This window comes from Streptomyces sp. NPDC002057 (assembly GCF_040296665.1).
Taxonomy (GTDB): Bacteria; Actinomycetota; Actinomycetes; order Streptomycetales; family Streptomycetaceae; genus Streptomyces.
In genome coordinates this window covers 71,808-87,984 of the sequence record NZ_JBEOXR010000001.1, presented here as the reverse complement: position 1 = coordinate 87,984, position 16,177 = coordinate 71,808, and the positions used below count along the sequence as shown (strand labels likewise).

The following is a 16,177-nucleotide window of genomic DNA, read 5'->3' as shown; positions in this document are numbered from 1 at the left end:
GGCTCTCGCGCCGAAGCCTACTGTGACCGGGGAGCGCCCTGGATGGGCGTGTACGCCCTGACGTGCCGCTGGGCCCGCCCGGGCGTACCGCGGGGCTCAGCCGCTGATGACGCCGCCGAAGAGCCCGCCGTGCGCCATACCGAGGTAGAAGCCGAACGCCGAGGCGCCGAGTCCGAGGATCAGCAGGAAGCGTTCGCGGGTCGTCACGGAGATGAACTGGCCGTAGGCACCGGTCAGGATGCCGATCAGGCCCGCCCAGGAACTCAGCAGATGCAGGTTGTGGAACTGCGCGGTGACGAAGGCGAGGACGCCCAGCACCAGTGTCACTCCGACCAGGGTGTCCTGGAGCGGATGGGGCTTGCCGTCGGTTGCGAAGAGGGAGTGGCCGGGGTCGGGTCGCATTACCTGTGCCATGGGGCACCTCCTGGCGTGCCTGGCGGAAGGCGGCGCATCGTAGCGCCGCCGACATCCGTTGTGTACAGATTGCGTCCCCTCACCAGTGAATTTCAACCGGAGGGCGATGTCCGGGTACGCTGTACGGTCTGCACCGGTGTCTGCCCTGGTCCGTCATGGATCCGATGGTGTCCCTCGTTCGCCGAGGGGGACTGTCAGTGGTGGCCGATACCGTTGCGTACGCATCACGACCCTCCTGCCACGGAACGACCGTGGCCGCTGAGTCCAAAGGAGGTGGGTTCCACATGCGTCACTACGAAGTGATGGTCATCCTCGACCCCGATCTCGAGGAGCGCGCTGTCTCCCCGCTGATCGAGAACTTCCTCTCCGTCGTCCGTGAGGGCAACGGAAAGGTCGAGAAGGTCGACACCTGGGGCCGTCGTCGTCTGGCCTACGAGATCAAGAAGAAGCCCGAGGGCATCTACTCGGTCATCGACCTGCAGGCCGAGCCTGCGGTCGTCAAGGAGCTCGACCGACAGCTCAACCTGAACGAGTCGGTCCTCCGGACCAAGGTCCTCCGTCCCGAGACCCACTGAGCGTCTAGCTCAGTGGTCATCGGGTCCGAGTAGCAGCAAAGCAGCCAGAAGCAATCCCGCCGAGAGGTACCCCCATGGCAGGCGAGACCGTCATCACGGTCGTCGGCAATCTTGTCGACGACCCCGAGCTGCGCTTCACCCCGTCCGGTGCGGCGGTCGCGAAGTTCCGTATCGCGTCCACCCCCCGCACCTTCGACCGTCAGACCAATGAGTGGAAGGACGGCGAAAGCCTCTTCCTCACCTGCTCGGTCTGGCGTCAGGCGGCGGAGAACGTCGCCGAGTCGCTTCAGCGAGGCATGCGCGTCGTCGTGCAGGGCCGGCTGAAGCAGCGGTCCTACGAGGACCGTGAGGGCGTCAAGCGCACGGTCTACGAGCTGGACGTCGAGGAAGTCGGCCCCAGCCTCAAGAACGCCACGGCCAAGGTCACCAAGACCACCGGTCGAGGCGGCCAGGGCGGCTACGGCAGCGGTGGCGGCGGCGGCCAGCAGGCCGGCGGCGGTGGCAGCTGGGGTGGAAACTCCGGCGGTGGCCAGCAGGGTGGTGGCGGTGCTCCCGCCGACGACCCGTGGGCGACCGGCGGTGCCTCCTCCTCCGGCGGCGGCCAGCAGCAGGGCGGCGGAGGCAGCTGGGGTGGAAACTCCGGCGGCGGCTACTCGGACGAGCCCCCCTTCTAGGGCGCAAGCCCTCGAAGCAGCTCGTACCCCCACTTCTTGATCACACAGGAGAAACACCATGGCGAAGCCGCCTGTGCGCAAGCCTAAGAAGAAGGTCTGCGCGTTCTGCAAGGACAAGACCGTGTACGTGGACTACAAGGACACGAACATGCTGCGGAAGTTCATTTCCGACCGCGGCAAGATCCGTGCCCGCCGCGTCACCGGCAACTGCACGCAGCACCAGCGTGACGTCGCCACGGCCGTCAAGAACAGCCGTGAGATGGCGCTGCTGCCCTACACGTCCACCGCGCGATAAGGAAAGGGTGACCGACTAATGAAGATCATCCTGACCCACGAGGTTTCTGGCCTCGGTGCCGCTGGCGACGTCGTCGACGTCAAGGACGGCTACGCCCGCAACTACCTGGTCCCGCGTGGTTTCGCGATCCGCTGGACCAAGGGTGGCGAGCAGGACGTGGCGCAGATCCGCCGCGCCCGCAAGATCCACGAGATCGCGACCATCGAGCAGGCCAACGAGATCAAGGCCCAGCTCGAGGGTACGAAGGTCCGTCTGGCCGTTCGCTCCGGCGACGCCGGCCGTCTCTTCGGCTCCGTGACCCCGGCCGACATCGCCTCGGCGATCAAGGCCGCGGGTGGCCCCGACGTCGACAAGCGTCGCGTCGAGCTCGGTTCGCCGATCAAGACCCTGGGCTCGCACCAGGTGTCCGTGCGTCTGCACGCCGACGTGGCCGCGAAGCTCGGCGTCGAGATCGTCGCCGCGTAACGCTGCCCCTGGCAGTCTGCGCTCAGCAGTGAGGAAGGGTCGCACCCCTCGGGGTGCGGCCCTTCCGCTGTTTCACGTGAAACGTCGATCGTCGCGCTGTTCCCCGTGGAACATCAGCGTGTGGCGCCTGTCACGATCCAGCGACCGGAGCGGGAACGCAGCCAGAGCGTCGCCATCCGGACCGACATCATCAGCGTCATCGCCCACCAGAGCGCCGTCAGCCCGCCGCCGAGAACCGGGATCAGGAGGGCGACCGGGGCGAAGACGGCGAGGGTCAGCAGCATGGCCCAGGCCAGGTAGGGGCCGTCCCCGGCACCCATCAGGACGCCGTCGAGGACGAAGACGACCCCGGAGATCGGTTGCGAGAGCGCGACGACCAGCAAGGCCGGAAGCAGGGTGTCCTGGACGGTGGTGTCCCCGGTGAAGAGCGGGATGAACAAGGGGCGGGCGATGATCAGCAACGCGCCGAGCACCACACCGGAGACGACGCCCCACTGGACCATGCGCCGGCAGACCTGGCGTGCGCCCTCGGCGTCGTTCGCGCCGAGATAGCGGCCGATGATCGCTTGGCCCGCGATGGCGATCGCGTCGAGGGCGAAGGCCATCAGGCTCCAGAGGGACAGGATGATCTGGTGCGCGGCGACCTCCGCGTCGCCCATGCGGGCCGCGACGGCTGTGGCGATCATCAGGACGGCCCGGAGCGAGAGCGTACGGACGAGGAGCGGGACGCCGGCCTGGGCGGAGGCGCGGATGCCGGTCGCGTCGGGACGGAGAGAGGCTCCGTGGCGGCGGGCGCCCCGCACGACCACGACGAGGTAGGCGACGGCCATGCCGCACTGGGCGATGACCGTGCCCCAGGCGGAGCCCGCGATACCGAAACCGGCTCCGTAGACCAGCCCGATGTTGAGTGCGCCGTTGGCCGCGAAGCCGCCGATGGCCACGTAGAGCGGTGTACGGGTGTCCTGGAGGCCGCGCAGCACCCCGGTGGCGGCCAGGACCACCAGCATCGCCGGAATGCCCAGGACGGAGATCCGGAGGTAGGTCACGGCGTAGGGTGCGGCCGTGTCGGAGGCGCCGAAGACATCGATGAGCCAGGGCGCCGTGGGCAGGGTGAGGGCGACGACGGCGACGCCGAGGAAGAGGGCGAGCCAGATGCCGTCCATGCCCTGCCGGATGGCGGCCTGGAGGTCTCCGGCGCCGACACGGCGGGAGACGGCGGCCGTGGTGGCGTAGGCGAGGAAGACGAAGACGCTGACCGCTGTGGTCAGCAGAGCGGCGGCGATCGCGAGACCCGCGAGTTGGGGGGTGCCGAGATGGCCGACGATGGCGCTGTCGACGATGAGGAAGAGCGGCTCGGCGACGAGAGCACCGAAGGCCGGCAGGGCGAGGGAGACGATCTCGCGGTCGTGCTGTCGGCGGACGGCCTTGGAGGTCGCGGGGGCCTGGGTCATGGGGGCCAATCTAATCTTCCACAGGTAAGAGATGCAATGAGTTAGTGATCCTTACTTGAAGGGGGTAAGCGGCTTCGGGTGTGGGTCGTTTGTTCTGATCTTGGTCCAGGGGGAAAAGTTTTTCTCCCCCACAGCCCGTGGATGGAAAACATGCAGGTCAGGTGCGTGAAGCCGAGGGGCTTATGAGTTTGTCCACATGGCTGTCCCCCGCTCCGTGCACAGGTTCCGGGGAGTTCTCCACAGCATCTGACCCTTCACCCACAGGGCCTGTGGATAACCAGATTGGCTGACGCCCCTCGCGGGCCTACCGTGGTCCGGCGCCCGACGCGCCAGAAGCGGTCGCAAAGCCACTCGTTGATCAGGGCCGTGGCGTAAGAAAGAGTGGCAGGGCGAGGTCCGCGGAGCGGACGGAGGAGGTGCTTGGTGAGCGTTCCCGAGCCCATGGACGACCCTTGGGCCGACAGCGGACCGAGCGACCGACTGCCCACCCGTACCCGGGGCGAAGGCCGCGGCCGTGGCCGCGGGCGGGACGACCAGCACGAGCGGGGCAGCGAAGGCCCGTGGGACGGCGGACTCTCCGGCTTCGAACGCGTTCCCCCGCAGGACCTCGACGCCGAGCAGTCCGTCCTCGGCGGCATGCTGCTCTCCAAGGACGCCATCGCGGACGTCGTGGAGATCATCAAGGGCAACGACTTCTACAAGCCCGCGCACGAGACCGTCTACGCTGCGATCCTCGACCTCTACGCCAAGGGCGAGCCGGCCGACCCGATCACGGTCGGCGCCGAGCTCACCAAGCGGGGCGAGATCACCCGCGTCGGCGGCGCCTCCTACCTGCACACCCTGGTCCAGTCGGTCCCGACCGCGGCCAACGCCTCGTACTACGCGGAGATCGTCCACGAGCGGGCCGTCCTGCGCCGGCTCGTCGAGGCCGGCACCAAGATCACGCAGATGGGATACGCGGCCGACGGAGACGTCGACGAGATCGTGAACTCGGCCCAGGCCGAGATCTACGCCGTCACCGAGCAGCGCACCACCGAGGACTACCTGCCGCTCGGCGACATCATGGAGGGCGCCCTCGACGAGATCGAGGCCATCGGCTCCCGTAGCGGTGAGATGACCGGTGTGCCCACCGGCTTCACCGACCTCGACTCGCTGACCAACGGCCTGCACCCCGGCCAGATGATCATCATCGCGGCTCGTCCCGCCATGGGTAAGTCGACCCTCGCCCTGGACTTCGCCCGGGCGGCGTCGATCAAGCACAACCTGCCCAGCGTCATCTTCTCCCTCGAAATGGGCCGCAACGAGATCGCGATGCGCCTGCTCTCGGCCGAGGCCCGGGTCGCGCTGCACCACATGCGCTCCGGCACGATGACCGACGAGGACTGGACCCGTCTCGCCCGCCGGATGCCGGACGTCTCGCAGGCCCCGCTCTACATCGACGACTCCCCGAACCTGTCGATGATGGAGATCCGCGCGAAGTGCCGCCGGCTCAAGCAGCGCAACGGCCTCAAGCTCGTGATCATCGACTATCTGCAGCTCATGCAGTCGGGCGGCTCGAAGCGGCAGGAGAGCCGGCAGCAAGAGGTCTCCGACATGTCGCGAAACCTCAAGCTCCTCGCCAAGGAGCTGGAGCTGCCCGTGATCGCGCTCTCCCAGCTGAACCGTGGTCCCGAGCAGCGCACCGACAAGAAGCCGATGGTCTCCGACCTCCGCGAGTCCGGCTCGATCGAGCAGGACGCCGACATGGTGATCCTGCTCCACCGCGAGGACGCCTACGAGAAGGAGTCCCCGCGAGCGGGCGAGGCCGACATCATCGTGGGCAAGCACCGTAACGGCCCCACGGCCACGATCACCGTGGCCTTCCAGGGCCACTACTCGCGCTTCGTGGACATGGCCCAGACCTGACGGGGTCCGGGTCACCAGGACGGGCGCTCAGCGTCTCGTCTCGTACCTGGTCAGGATCACGCCGCAGGGAAGCGTCCGCGTCTCCACCAGGTCGAGGTTCACCCAGTTGTCCAGCGCGGTGAAGAACGGCGTGCCGCTGCCCACCAGGACCGGCGCGGTGGCCAGCACGTACTCGTCGATCAGGCCGGCCCGCATGGCCGCCCCGGCGAGCGTCGCTCCGCCGATGTCCATCGGGCCGCCGTCCTCGGCCTTGAGCCGGGTGATCTCGGCGACCGCGTCGCCGGTGACCAGCCGGGTGTTCCAGTCGACCCGGTCGATCGTCGAGGAGAACACCACCTTCGACATGTCCCGCCAGCGGCGCGCGAACTCGATCTCCGCCGGGGTGGCGTCGGGCCGCTGGTCGCCGGTCGGCCAGTAGGAGCTCATCGTCTGCCAGAGCTTGCGTCCGTACAGCGTCAGGTCGGTCGCCTGCAGCTGGTCGGACCAGAACTGGAACAGCTCGTCGCTCGGCACGCTCCAGCCGATGTCGTCGCCGGGCGCGGTGATGTAGCCGTCCAGGGTCAGGTTCATGCCGTAGATCAGTTTCCGCATGGCGCCAGCCTTCCGTGTGTCGCTCTCCTGAGGAGAGACCGACGCGGCGCGGGGAACTCATCGGTGCCCGATCCGGGACCGATCTCGGGTGCCACCGTGCTCGGACGGCGGAGAACCGGCAGGACACAGGAAAAGCGATTGACCCTCCGGTGCCGGTCCTGGACGATCCCAGACCGTGACGGACAGCACCGATCAGAACCAGACCACCCCGGGCCGCCCGCCCACCGCCCGCCCGCTCGCCCTGGTCACCGGCGTGGGCCGCACGGTAGGCATCGGCGCCGGCATCGCCCGCCGACTGGCAGCGTCGGGCTGGGACATCGCCTTCACCTACTGGGCTCCCTACGACGACCGCATGGTCTGGGGCCGGGAGACCGGCGCCACCGAAGCGATCAGCCAAGCTCTGGCCGAACACGGCGCGTCCAGCACGGCGATCGAGGCGGACCTCGCCGACCCGGACGCCCCGGCACGCGTCTTCGACGCGGCCGAACAGCGGCTGGGCACCGTGACCGCGCTGGTGATGTGCCACTGCGAGTCGGTCGACTCCGGTCTGCTCGACACCACCGTCGAGAGTTTCGACCGGCACTTCGCCGTCAACGCGCGCGCCAGCTGGCTGCTCATCCGCGAGTTCGGCCGCCGTTTCGCAGCAGCCCCGGGAACCGGTCGGATCATTGGCCTGACCAGCGATCACACCGTCGGCAACCTGCCCTACGGAGCGAGCAAGGGAGCCCTCGACCGCATCACTCTGGCGGCCGCCCGTGAACTCGCCCACCTCGGCGTGACCGCCAACGTGATCAACCCCGGGCCCGTCGACACCGGATGGATGTCCGAGGAACTCCGGGAGCACTGCGTCCGCGACACCCCGCTCGGCCGCCTGGGAACTCCGCAGGACACCGCGCATCTCGTGGACTTCCTGTGCTCCGGGGAAGGCCAGTGGATCAACGGCCAGTTGCTGATGAGCAACGGCGGCTTCGCGTAGACCGGGCGCTCATGTGCCCACAGCCCCCGGATGCGGGGGCCTTGTGTTGGATGGGTTCCATGACGTCATCTTTCGAAGTTCTTCTGCCCGGTACCGAGCGGGCTCTGCTCCACCGTGTCGCGGTCGCCCAGTCCGAGGGGCGGGCGCCGTCCTTCGTGGGGGCAGTGGTGCGCGACGGCGAGCTCGTGTGGAGCGGTTCGCGCAGCTGTGTGGACGGACACGCGCCGGACGCCGACACACAGTTCAGGATCGGCTCCCTCACCAAGGTGTTCACGGCCGTGCTGGTGATGCGGCTGCGGGACGAGGGGCTCCTCGGGCTCGACGATCCGCTGGAGAGGCACCTCAAGGCCACGGGCGCCGGTGAGGTGACGATCGCTCAACTCCTCGGTCACAGCGGCGGTCTCGCGGCCGAGACGCCCGGCCCGTGGTGGGAGCGTTCGTCCGCCGACCTGCGGCCCGAGCTCTCCGACGTGCTGGGCGAGCGTCCCTTCGTCCAGGCGCCGGGGCGCCGCCACCACTACTCCAACCCGGGTTACACGCTGCTCGGTTCGCTCGTCGAGGCGGTGCGGGGGGTGTCCTGGGAGGAAGCGCTGCGGCGCGAGATCCTGGAGCCGCTCGGCATGGGGCGTACGACGCTGGATCCGGTCGCTCCGCACGCCGGCGGCTGGGCGGTGCACCCGTGGGCCGATGTGATGCTGCCGGAGCCTTCGGAGGATCTGGGGCTGATGGCGCCGGCCGGACAGCTCTGGTCGACGGCGGCGGACCTTGCCCGGTTCGCGGCCTTCCTCGCGGCGGGTGACGACCGGGTGCTCGTCGCGTCCTCCGTGGCGGAGATGAGGGCTCCGGCCTCCGCGACCGGCGAGGGGGAGTGGGAGGGGAGCTACGGACTCGGTCTCCAACTGCTGCGCAGCGACGGCCGGACCCTGATCGGCCACACCGGCTCGCTCCCCGGCTTCGTCGCCGCCCTCTGGGTGAGCGTGGAGGACGGCCTGGCGGCGATCGCCCTCGCGAATGCCACCTCGGGGCCTCTGACAGCGGCTGTGGCGGCCGATCTCGTGCGGATCGTGGCGGAGGCGGAGCCGAAGTTTCCGGAGCCGTGGCGCCCGCTTCCGGAGGCCGAGGTCGACGAGGAGCTGCTCGCCCTGACGGGCCCCTGGTACTGGGGCACGTACGCCTACGGGCTCCGGCTCGGACCCGACCGGGGTGTGGTGCTCGAACCTCTGAGGGGTGCCGGGCGGCGGGCCCGCTTCCGGGCGCTGCCCGAGGGCGGCTGGGTCGGGCTGAACGGCTACTACGCGGGGGAGACGCTTCGGGCGGTGCGGCGGGCCGACGGGAGCGTGAGCCATCTCGATCTCGGCTCGTTCGTCTTCACCAGGGAGCCGTACGCGCCTGCGGACGCGGTGCCGGGCGGAGTGGACGAGGCGGGCTGGCGCGGTCTCTGAGCCGCTCCGGGTTGTTTCACGTGAAACAGCGCGCCGGGCTGCGGCCCGGCGCGCCGCGTTCCGCCTCAGAGGTTCTTCTTGAAGCCCAGGTGGGAGGCCTCGAAGCCGAGACGCTCGTAGAAGCGGTGGGCATCGGTGCGAGTGACGTCGGAGGTCAGCTGGACGAGTCGGCAGCCCTGGCGCCCGGACTCGTCGACGGCCCACTCGATGAGCTGTGTCCCGAGGCCGCTGCCGCGCTCCTCGGCGTGGATGCGGACCCCCTCGATGATCGAACGGGTGGCGCCCCGGCGGGAGAGCCCCGGGACGATCGTCAGCTGGAGGGTGCCGACGACCTTGCCCCCACGGACGGCCACGACGACATGCTGATGAGGGTCGTTCGTGAGGCGCTCGAAGGCGCTGAGGTAGGGACCGAGGTCGTCCGGGGATTCACGCTGCGCGCCGAGGGGGTCGTCGGCGAGCATCGCGACGATGGCTTCGATGTCCTCAGTGACGGCCGGACGTATCTCGAGATCGCTCATGTCCCGCAGCGTACGCCGGGCTGTTTCCGCCCTCGTGTCAGGCGGGAACGCCGGCGCCGACGCCCTCCACGACCTGGACCAGAGGGGCCAGCTCGGGGTTCTTCGCGGCCTCGTCGAGGGCCTCGCGCAGCGCGCTGTCGTTGGTGGGGCGGGCCTCTTCCAGGAGCTTCAGCCCGGCTTCGGTGACATCGGTGTAGATGCCGCGGCGGTCGGTGGCGCAGAGGTACCGGGTGAGGAGGCCGCGGTCTTCGAGCCGGGTGACGAGCCGGGTGGTGGCGCTCTGGCTGAGCACGACGGCGTCGGCGACCTGCTTCATCTGGAGGTGGCCGCCGGGGCCGCTGTGCTGGCGGCTGAGGACGTCGAGCAGCGAGTACTCCCGCACGCTCAGACCGTGTCGGCTCTCCAGGGCACGCTCGATGTGGGACTCGATCCTGCCGTGCAGCAGGGAGAGTGCGCACCAGCGCTGGGAGAGGGCGGTGAGTGCCGGGTCCGTCGCGGTCATGGTCTCGTCTCTCCTCGGTCTCCGCTCGGCAGTGGAGTGGCTCTTGACCCAGGGTAGACGATGCAACGCAATAATGCGCGTGTGCAAGTAAATCTTCGCGAGGGTCGCGGGCCGTGGGCTATCCGGCCGCGACCGTCAGCGGAGCGAAGCGGCGGCGCCAGTCGCCCGGGAGGTCGGGCACGGAGCGGACCATCACCGAGTTGGAGGCGACCGAGTCGATGCCGTTCTCCTTCATCCACCCCAACAGTGCCGTGTGACGCACGTCGATGTCCGTCCGCAGCGGTCGGTCGGTGGCGGCGGCCAGCGAGGCGATCAGGGCCTGGGCGGTGCCCGGGTCCCGGGCGATCAGGGGTCCGACGACATGGGTGTCCATGTTGGGCCAGGCCGCCGCGAAGCCCGTGATCCCGCCGTCCGCCTCCGCGACCCGCAGATGGTCCGCGAACGCGGGGAGGCGCGTGATGATGTGGGTGCGATCGAGGCCGAAGACCTCGTGATCCAGACGCAGGATCGCCTGGAGGTCCTCCGCGGTCGCCGGCCGCACCGGAACGGCCGGGGCGGGCGTGCTGAAGGTGAAGCGCCCGCTCACCATCTCCGCCCGGCTCGTCTCCGTGAATCCCAGCTGCTCGTAGAGGGGCCGGCCGTTCGAGGTGGCGTGCAGGGTGAGCGGAGTGTCCCCGGCCTCCGCCAGGACGTGCCGCATGAGTCGGCGTCCCACCCCTTGGCGTGCGTACCGCTCGGCGACGAGCACCATGCCGATCGCGGCGAGCCCAGGGCCGTAGGACGTGACTACGGAACAGGCGATCAGCCCGGGCCCGGAGGGGTCGTCGATGCCGTAGCCGGTGCCCGCGTTGAGCAGCAGCCCCCATTTGTGCTCCTCACGCGGCCATCCCCGGTTCTCGGAGAGGTCGGAGCAGGCGAGAAGGTCCTCCCAGGTGAGGCGCCGGATGGGGAGCTGTGCGAGGGGGGAGGGGGAAGTCGGCATGCAGTCAGGCTGTCCGACCCGGTGATCGTCCGTCCACCGCTTTACCGGATCTGGCCGATACACGAGGCGGCGTTGATTCCACCCCGTGGCATGGAGACCATGTTTCACGTGAAACACCACAAACAGCGATTGCATCTCTTCGATCTCGACGGCACCCTGATCCGGGGTTCGGCCGCGGCGGTGGAGATCTCCCGGCAGCTGGGTCTCGTCGAGGAGATCGCCGCCCTGGAAGTGGGGTTCCTCCAGGGCCTCACCCCGGACGAGTTCGCCGTCCGGGCCCGGGAGCTGTGGTCCGGGCTCACCCTGGACCATGTCGCGGCGGCTTTCGAGGGTGCGCCCTGGCTGGTGGGCATCCAGGAGGTCTGGGCCGACATCCGGGACCGGGGCGACCGCTGTGCGGTCATCTCCCTCTCTCCCGACTTCTTCGTGGAGCGCCTCCTCGACTGGGGTGCCGACGCGGCGCACGGTTCACGCTGGCCGGCCGTCCCCTTCAGCGAGCCGATCCACCGGCCGGACATCCTCGACGCGCGGGCGAAGGTACGGATCGCGGGACGGCTCTGCGCGGAGTACGGGGTGGACCCGGCCGACTGCGTCGCCTACGGGGACTCGATGTCCGACGCGGAACTCTTCGCGATCGTGCCGCAGACCGTGGCGGTGAACGCGGACCACCATCTCGCCGGGCTCTCCCGTCACAGCTACACCGGAGGAGACCTGCGCGAGGCTTACGCCCTCGTCCAAAACAGCGCAGCTTAGTCAGAAACCCTGCCCTATGGCCCGAGAACGCCGCTTTCCGTCCTGAGCGGCGGTCGCGAGGGTCATGCTGCGACCACGAAGCCGGCCAGCACGAGGGCGAGGCACATGATGGATGCTCCGACCACCGGGCAGGAGTCCCCGACGGAGGGCGGGAACGAGCCGCGAATAGCCGGTGGGCCTTCCGCCGACGCGGTACTCGTCCGCCGCACCATGGCGGAGATCGCACCGGTCGCCGACCGGGTGACCTCGTACTTCTACGCCCTGCTCTTCATCCGGAACCCCGAGCTGCGCGAGATGTTCCCCGTGGCCATGGACACCCAGCGCGACCGGCTCCTCAAAGCCCTGCTCACCGCGGCGGAGCACATGGACGACGCGCCGACGCTCACCGCGTACCTCCAGAACCTGGGCAGGGGCCACCGCAAGTACGGCACCCACTCCGCCCACTACCCGGCCGTCGGCGAGGCCCTCATCGGTGCGCTCGGCCGGTACGCGACGACGAGCTGGGACGAGGAGACCGAAGCGGCCTGGGTCCGCACGTACACGACGATCTCCCAGATCATGATCGACGCGGCGGCGGAGGACGAACGCTCGGCGCCCGCCTGGTGGCAGGCCGAGGTCGTCTCGCACGACCTGCGCACCCAGGACATCGCCGTCGTCACGCTCCGGCCCGACCAGCCGTATCCGTTCCTGGCGGGCCAGTACACGACGCTGGAGACGCCGTGGTGGCCGAGGATCTGGCGCCACTACTCGTTCGCGTCGGCCCCTCGGCCCGACGGACTGCTCTCCCTCCACGTCAAGGCGGTTCCGGCGGGCTGGGTGTCCAACGCCCTCGTTCACCGGGCACGCCCCGGAGACCTTCTGCGACTGGGCCCGCCGGCCGGCTCCATGACGGTCGACCACGCCACGGACACCGGTCTCCTCTGCCTCGGCGGAGGTACCGGGATAGCACCGATCAAGGCCCTGGTGGAGGACGTCGCCGAGCACGGTGACAGACGCCCGGTCGATGTCTTCTACGGAGCCCGCAGCGGCCACGACCTCTACGACATCGACACGATGCTGCGGCTCCAGAAGACCTTTCCGTGGCTCTCCGTCCACGCGGTCACCGAGGAGCAGGGGAGGCTGCCGGAGGCGGTGTGCCGCTACGGCCCCTGGAGCGAACGCGACGCCTATCTCTCGGGTCCGCTGGGCATGGTCCGCCGAGGGGTGGACGCGCTGCGGGGCGCGGGCGTCCCCGCCGAGCGCATCCGGCACGACTTCCTCGCCGAGCTGGCCCCGGCGGCGGCCGATCAGCCCAGGTCGGGGGCGTGCATCGCGCGGACACCCTCGATGTTGCCGTCGAGGTAGTGGCGCAGCGAGAGCGGGACGAGGTGCACGGCGGCGATACCGACCCGGCTGAAGGGGATCCGGACGATCTCGTACTCGCCGACCGGCTCGTCCATCTCGGGGCCGTGCCGCAACGAGGTGTCCATGGAGCCGAGCCGGCACACGAAGAAGTGCTGGACCTTCACCCCGGAGACCCCGCCGTCCACGATGTGCTCGACGGTGTCGACGAAGCAGGGCACCACATCGGTGATCTTGGCGCCGAGCTCCTCGTGGACCTCGCGGTGCAGGGCCTCGACGACGGTGGTGTCGGAGGGTTCCACGCCGCCACCGGGCGTGAGCCAGTAGGGATCCATCCCCGGCTTGGTGCGCTTGATGAGGATGAGGTCGTCCCCGTCGAGCAGGATGGCGCGTGCGGTGCGCTTGATCACGGGCCGTTCGGTCATGGGACGTTCGTTCATGGGAAGAAAATGGCCCGTTCGAGGTGTCCTGAAACGCGTCGGCCGCCTGCGGTAACTCACCGCCCCGCGCGGTGACTCACGCGTTCCCGCGGTGGTTCACCAGTCCCCCGCCACCCGCAGCAGCTCCTCGTGGGCCCGCGCGATGGGCGACAGGGCGAGCGTGCCCGTACGCACGACCAGGAAGTAGGTCCGCAGCGGAGGCACCGGGGGGTCGAGGAGCGCCACCAGCCGGCCCTGTGCCAGCGCCTCCTCGCACAGATAGCGGGGCAGGACGGCGAGCCCGGCGCCCGCGGCGGCGGACTCCAGCACGGCACGCAGATCGGGGGCGATCACGGTGGCGGCGACGGTCGGCTCGGCCTCGAAGACGCTCGCCCAGTAGCGGGCGACGAACGGCAGCGACTCGTGCACCTCGACCACCGGAAGCTGCTCAAGGAGCACCGCGCCCTTCTCCAGAAGCACCTCGGGGGAGAGCCTGGCCGCCCAGCGCTCCGCCGCGACGAGCACGTACTCCTCGTCGCAGAGCGGGGTGGAGGCGAGCAGGCCACCCCGGGGGCGGGCGGTGGCGACGGCCAGGTCGTGATGGCCGGCGGCGAGGCCGTCGAGGATCTCCTCGGTTTTGCCGAGGAACGACGCCCGTACGGCGAGGCCCCGGCCGACCAGCGGGGTGAGCGCGGGCAGGACACGGAGGGCGGTGAACTCCGGAGGCCCGGCGATGTGGAGGGTCCGGACGCCGCTCTCCTCGTCGAGGCCGGTCTCGGCTATCTCGACGAGTGCGTCCAGATGGGGAGCGGCGCGGTGCGCCAGCTCGTCGCCGATCGTGGTCGGCGTGACGCCGCGGGCCTGCCGGAGGAAGAGCGGGCGCCCCAGTTGTCGTTCGAGGGTCCGGATCTGGCTGGTGACGGCGGGCTGCGAGAGCCCCAGGAGCGCGGCGGCGCGGGTGAAGGAGCCGGCCCGGTGCACCGCGACGAACGTGCGCAGCAGGGCCAGATCCATGTCCGCCCCCTCCCGGCCGTGTGGCCGTTCGACTCAGGCGGTCGGCTGACTGCGCCTCAGGACCGTCCAACTATAAATAAGTCGATAGCCCTCTGTCGCTACCGTGATTGGACACTGACGCTCGGTCAACTAGCCTTGCTCAGGCGGTCTCCGCGCGTGGAACCGAGGGCGTTCCGAGCCACGAGGGGGGAGGCTCGGAGCGCCCCGTTCCGCGCGCCCGAGGCCGGAGACCTCTCAGCCGCCGGCCTCGTCGAGCGCCCGCAGCACATCGGCGATCAGGTCCTCCGGATCCTCGGCGCCGACCGAGAAGCGGATGAAGCCCTCCGCGACCGCGTCCCCGCCCCAGCGCCCGCGCCGCTCCGCGGTGGAGCGCACGCCGCCGAAACTGGTGGCGTCGTCCACGATCCTCAGCTCCTCCAGGAACCGCTCGGCCCGCTTCCGGTCGGCGAGTTCGAAGGAGACCACGGGCCCGAAGCGCCGCATCTGCCGGGCGGCCACCGCGTGCGAGGGGTCGCCGGGCAGCCCCGGGTAGCGCAGCCCCGTCACGTCGGTGCGCCCGGCGAGCGTCTGCGCGAGCGCGAGCGCGGTGGAGCACTGGCGGTCGATCCGCAGCTGGAGCGTCGCGAGGGAGCGGTGGGCGAGCCAGGCCTCCATGGGGCCGGGGATGGCCCCGACGACCTTGCGCCAGCGCCGTACCTCCGCCGCCCGCTCGGGATCACGGCAGCTGACGTGGCCGAGCAGGATGTCGCCGTGCCCGGTCATGCCCTTGGTGTCGCTGGCGACGGAGAAGTCCGCGCCCAGTTCGAGGGGCCGCTGACCGAGTGGGGTGGCGAGGGTGTTGTCGACGGCCACGAGCGCTCCCGCCGCGTGCGCCTCGCGCACCAGGCGGCGGATGTCACAGACGTCGAGCCCGGGGTTGGACGGAGTCTCGATCCAGAGGAGACGAGCCCCTTCGAGCACCGCGAGCTGGCCGTCGCCGCCGGTCGGCGCGGTCCTGACCTCGATGCCGAATGCCCTCAGCTGCTCGTGCAGCAACGGCAGGGCCTGGTAGCCGTCGGTGGGCACCACCGCCGCGTCGCCCGCCTTCAGCTGGGAGAAGAGGACGGCGGAGATCGCCGCCATGCCCGAGGCGAAGACCAGCGTCTCGACGCCCTGCTCCCCCGGCGCCTCCAGCTCACCGATGGCCCGTTCCAGATGGGTCCAGGTGGGGTTCTCGTCGCGGCCGTACGCGTATCCGCCGGTCGGCTCGCCCGGGAGATGGAAGTGGGCGGCGAAGACCGGCCCCGGCAGGGTCGGCTCGTACTTCACGGGTTCGGGAAGCCCCGCCCGCACGGCGCGCGTGCCGTCGCCGTATGCGTGGTCGGTCACGGTGTCCTGTCCTCCAGTTCCAGGCGTACGGCGGCGAGCAGTCCCTCGCTCGCCGCCTCCACCATGTCCAGGCATTCCTCGAAGCCCTCACGGCCTCCGTAGTAAGGATCGGGGACGTCGAGTCCGTCCCCCGCGGCCGGGTCGTAGGAGCGCAGCAGTCGTATCCGCGCCGCCTCCTCGGGCGTGCGCGCCAGCTCGCGGAGCTCCCGCAGATGTCCTTCGTCCAGCGCGATCACCAGATCGATGGACGGGAACCACGAGGCCCGGAAACGGCGGGCGGTGTGCGCCGAGGTGTATCCGTTCTCGTCGAGAACGGCGACCGTGCGCGGGTCGGCGGCGTCGCCCTCGTGCCAGCCTCCGGTCCCGGCGCTGTCCACCTCCACCAGCTCACCGAGGCCGGCTTCCTCCACATGACCGCGGAAGACGTGCTCGGCCATCGGCGAGCGGCAGATGTTGCCGGTGCAGACGAAGCAGACGCGGTAGGTCATGGTC

The 16,177-nt window shown here is 69.9% G+C and carries 19 protein-coding genes; 9 read left to right on the top strand and 10 right to left on the bottom strand.

The window, feature by feature from the left end; translation table 11 throughout:
• Positions 1-96 precede the first annotated feature (96 nt).
• On the bottom strand, positions 97-414 hold the full coding sequence (locus tag ABT129_RS00415; protein ID WP_351894706.1) for a hypothetical protein: 318 nt from the start codon (positions 412-414) through the stop codon (positions 97-99).
• Positions 415-698: 284 nt separating this feature from the next.
• On the opposite strand from ABT129_RS00415, the gene rpsF reads away from it, so the two are divergent.
• The 4 genes from rpsF to rplI all read left to right on the top strand — a co-directional run bounded on the left by rpsF (position 699) and on the right by rplI (position 2,423).
• Entirely contained in the window at positions 699-989 is a 291-nt protein-coding gene (rpsF, locus tag ABT129_RS00410) for a 30S ribosomal protein S6 (protein WP_015034882.1), read from the top strand.
• A 74-nt stretch (positions 990-1,063) separates the two neighbouring features.
• The gene (locus ABT129_RS00405; protein ID WP_351894703.1) at positions 1,064-1,663 is read left to right on the top strand and encodes a single-stranded DNA-binding protein; all 600 of its coding nucleotides are present in this window, start codon (positions 1,064-1,066) and stop codon (positions 1,661-1,663) included.
• Between the two features lie 58 nt (positions 1,664-1,721).
• On the top strand, positions 1,722-1,958 hold the full coding sequence (rpsR, locus tag ABT129_RS00400; RefSeq protein ID WP_003956534.1) for a 30S ribosomal protein S18: 237 nt from the start codon (positions 1,722-1,724) through the stop codon (positions 1,956-1,958).
• Between the two features lie 18 nt (positions 1,959-1,976).
• Entirely contained in the window at positions 1,977-2,423 is a 447-nt protein-coding gene (rplI, locus tag ABT129_RS00395) for a 50S ribosomal protein L9 (protein ID WP_351894701.1), read from the top strand.
• A 113-nt stretch (positions 2,424-2,536) separates the two neighbouring features.
• Here rplI and ABT129_RS00390 read toward each other — a convergent pair whose 3' ends face one another.
• Positions 2,537-3,874, bottom strand: coding sequence for an MATE family efflux transporter (locus ABT129_RS00390; RefSeq protein WP_351894699.1), 1,338 nt, complete (start codon positions 3,872-3,874; stop codon positions 2,537-2,539).
• Between the two features lie 423 nt (positions 3,875-4,297).
• Here ABT129_RS00390 and dnaB point away from each other — a divergent pair, with 423 nt between their 5' ends.
• A complete protein-coding gene (gene dnaB / locus ABT129_RS00385; protein ID WP_116159964.1) occupies positions 4,298-5,779 on the top strand; it encodes a replicative DNA helicase in 1,482 nt (493 codons plus the stop codon).
• Positions 5,780-5,806: 27 nt separating this feature from the next.
• Here the strand turns inward: dnaB and ABT129_RS00380 are convergent, their stop codons facing one another.
• Positions 5,807-6,370, bottom strand: a complete 564-nt coding sequence (locus ABT129_RS00380; protein WP_351894695.1) for a dihydrofolate reductase family protein — start codon at positions 6,368-6,370, stop codon at positions 5,807-5,809.
• Between the two features lie 175 nt (positions 6,371-6,545).
• Here ABT129_RS00380 and ABT129_RS00375 point away from each other — a divergent pair, with 175 nt between their 5' ends.
• The gene (locus ABT129_RS00375; protein ID WP_351894694.1) at positions 6,546-7,346 is read left to right on the top strand and encodes an SDR family oxidoreductase; all 801 of its coding nucleotides are present in this window, start codon (positions 6,546-6,548) and stop codon (positions 7,344-7,346) included.
• A 59-nt stretch (positions 7,347-7,405) separates the two neighbouring features.
• Complete coding sequence (locus tag ABT129_RS00370; protein WP_351894692.1) at positions 7,406-8,788, top strand: serine hydrolase domain-containing protein; 1,383 nt, start codon at positions 7,406-7,408, stop codon at positions 8,786-8,788.
• A 65-nt stretch (positions 8,789-8,853) separates the two neighbouring features.
• Here the strand turns inward: ABT129_RS00370 and ABT129_RS00365 are convergent, their stop codons facing one another.
• From ABT129_RS00365 to ABT129_RS00355, 3 genes are all read right to left on the bottom strand, one after another.
• A complete protein-coding gene (locus ABT129_RS00365; protein ID WP_351894690.1) occupies positions 8,854-9,306 on the bottom strand; it encodes a GNAT family N-acetyltransferase in 453 nt (150 codons plus the stop codon).
• A 37-nt stretch (positions 9,307-9,343) separates the two neighbouring features.
• Positions 9,344-9,808 carry a MarR family winged helix-turn-helix transcriptional regulator gene (locus tag ABT129_RS00360; protein WP_351894688.1) on the bottom strand — a complete coding sequence of 155 codons (465 nt, stop codon included), beginning with the start codon at positions 9,806-9,808 and terminating at the stop codon, positions 9,344-9,346.
• A gap of 118 nt (positions 9,809-9,926) precedes the next feature.
• The gene (locus tag ABT129_RS00355) at positions 9,927-10,790 is read right to left on the bottom strand and encodes a GNAT family N-acetyltransferase (RefSeq protein WP_351894685.1); all 864 of its coding nucleotides are present in this window, start codon (positions 10,788-10,790) and stop codon (positions 9,927-9,929) included.
• Between the two features lie 99 nt (positions 10,791-10,889).
• On the opposite strand from ABT129_RS00355, the gene ABT129_RS00350 reads away from it, so the two are divergent.
• Both ABT129_RS00350 and ABT129_RS00345 read left to right on the top strand, forming a co-directional pair.
• The gene (locus ABT129_RS00350) at positions 10,890-11,543 is read left to right on the top strand and encodes an HAD family hydrolase (RefSeq protein WP_351894682.1); all 654 of its coding nucleotides are present in this window, start codon (positions 10,890-10,892) and stop codon (positions 11,541-11,543) included.
• A 105-nt stretch (positions 11,544-11,648) separates the two neighbouring features.
• Positions 11,649-12,887, top strand: coding sequence for a globin domain-containing protein (locus ABT129_RS00345; RefSeq protein WP_502981594.1), 1,239 nt, complete (start codon positions 11,649-11,651; stop codon positions 12,885-12,887).
• On the opposite strand, the gene ABT129_RS00340 is transcribed toward ABT129_RS00345, so the two are convergent.
• The 4 genes from ABT129_RS00340 to ABT129_RS00325 form a co-directional block, all read right to left on the bottom strand.
• Entirely contained in the window at positions 12,830-13,309 is a 480-nt protein-coding gene (locus ABT129_RS00340; RefSeq protein WP_351895267.1) for an NUDIX domain-containing protein, read from the bottom strand. The genes ABT129_RS00345 and ABT129_RS00340 overlap by 58 nt on opposite strands.
• 111 nt (positions 13,310-13,420) lie before the next feature.
• Complete coding sequence (locus ABT129_RS00335; RefSeq protein WP_351894679.1) at positions 13,421-14,317, bottom strand: LysR family transcriptional regulator; 897 nt, start codon at positions 14,315-14,317, stop codon at positions 13,421-13,423.
• 234 nt (positions 14,318-14,551) lie between these two features.
• The gene (locus tag ABT129_RS00330; protein WP_351894677.1) at positions 14,552-15,760 is read right to left on the bottom strand and encodes a cystathionine gamma-lyase; all 1,209 of its coding nucleotides are present in this window, start codon (positions 15,758-15,760) and stop codon (positions 14,552-14,554) included.
• Positions 15,682-16,173 (bottom strand): low molecular weight protein-tyrosine-phosphatase, encoded by a 492-nt coding sequence (locus ABT129_RS00325; RefSeq protein ID WP_351895265.1) that lies wholly within the window; start codon positions 16,171-16,173, stop codon positions 15,682-15,684. Before ABT129_RS00325 ends, ABT129_RS00330 begins: the two co-directional genes overlap by 79 nt.
• Positions 16,174-16,177 lie beyond the last annotated feature (4 nt).

Excerpts from the sequence above, each read along its gene's own strand:
- ABT129_RS00415 (WP_351894706.1), bottom strand. The coding sequence starts at position 414 with ATGGCACAGGTAATGCGACCCGACCCCGGCCACTCCCTCTTCGCAACC.
- rpsF (WP_015034882.1), top strand. The coding sequence starts at position 699 with ATGCGTCACTACGAAGTGATGGTCATCCTCGACCCCGATCTCGAGGAG.
- ABT129_RS00405 (WP_351894703.1), top strand. The coding sequence starts at position 1,064 with ATGGCAGGCGAGACCGTCATCACGGTCGTCGGCAATCTTGTCGACGAC.
- rpsR (WP_003956534.1), top strand. The coding sequence starts at position 1,722 with ATGGCGAAGCCGCCTGTGCGCAAGCCTAAGAAGAAGGTCTGCGCGTTC.
- rplI (WP_351894701.1), top strand. The coding sequence starts at position 1,977 with ATGAAGATCATCCTGACCCACGAGGTTTCTGGCCTCGGTGCCGCTGGC.
- ABT129_RS00390 (WP_351894699.1), bottom strand. The coding sequence starts at position 3,874 with ATGACCCAGGCCCCCGCGACCTCCAAGGCCGTCCGCCGACAGCACGAC.
- ABT129_RS00380 (WP_351894695.1), bottom strand. The coding sequence starts at position 6,370 with ATGCGGAAACTGATCTACGGCATGAACCTGACCCTGGACGGCTACATC.
- ABT129_RS00370 (WP_351894692.1), top strand. The coding sequence starts at position 7,406 with ATGACGTCATCTTTCGAAGTTCTTCTGCCCGGTACCGAGCGGGCTCTG.
- ABT129_RS00365 (WP_351894690.1), bottom strand. The coding sequence starts at position 9,306 with ATGAGCGATCTCGAGATACGTCCGGCCGTCACTGAGGACATCGAAGCC.
- ABT129_RS00360 (WP_351894688.1), bottom strand. The coding sequence starts at position 9,808 with ATGACCGCGACGGACCCGGCACTCACCGCCCTCTCCCAGCGCTGGTGC.
- ABT129_RS00355 (WP_351894685.1), bottom strand. The coding sequence starts at position 10,790 with ATGCCGACTTCCCCCTCCCCCCTCGCACAGCTCCCCATCCGGCGCCTC.
- ABT129_RS00350 (WP_351894682.1), top strand. The coding sequence starts at position 10,890 with ATGTTTCACGTGAAACACCACAAACAGCGATTGCATCTCTTCGATCTC.
- ABT129_RS00345 (WP_502981594.1), top strand. The coding sequence starts at position 11,649 with ATGATGGATGCTCCGACCACCGGGCAGGAGTCCCCGACGGAGGGCGGG.
- ABT129_RS00340 (WP_351895267.1), bottom strand. The coding sequence starts at position 13,309 with ATGACCGAACGGCCCGTGATCAAGCGCACCGCACGCGCCATCCTGCTC.
- ABT129_RS00335 (WP_351894679.1), bottom strand. The coding sequence starts at position 14,317 with ATGGATCTGGCCCTGCTGCGCACGTTCGTCGCGGTGCACCGGGCCGGC.
- ABT129_RS00330 (WP_351894677.1), bottom strand. The coding sequence starts at position 15,760 with ATGCCTGGACATGGTGGAGGCGGCGAGCGAGGGACTGCTCGCCGCCGT.
- ABT129_RS00325 (WP_351895265.1), bottom strand. The coding sequence starts at position 16,173 with ATGACCTACCGCGTCTGCTTCGTCTGCACCGGCAACATCTGCCGCTCG.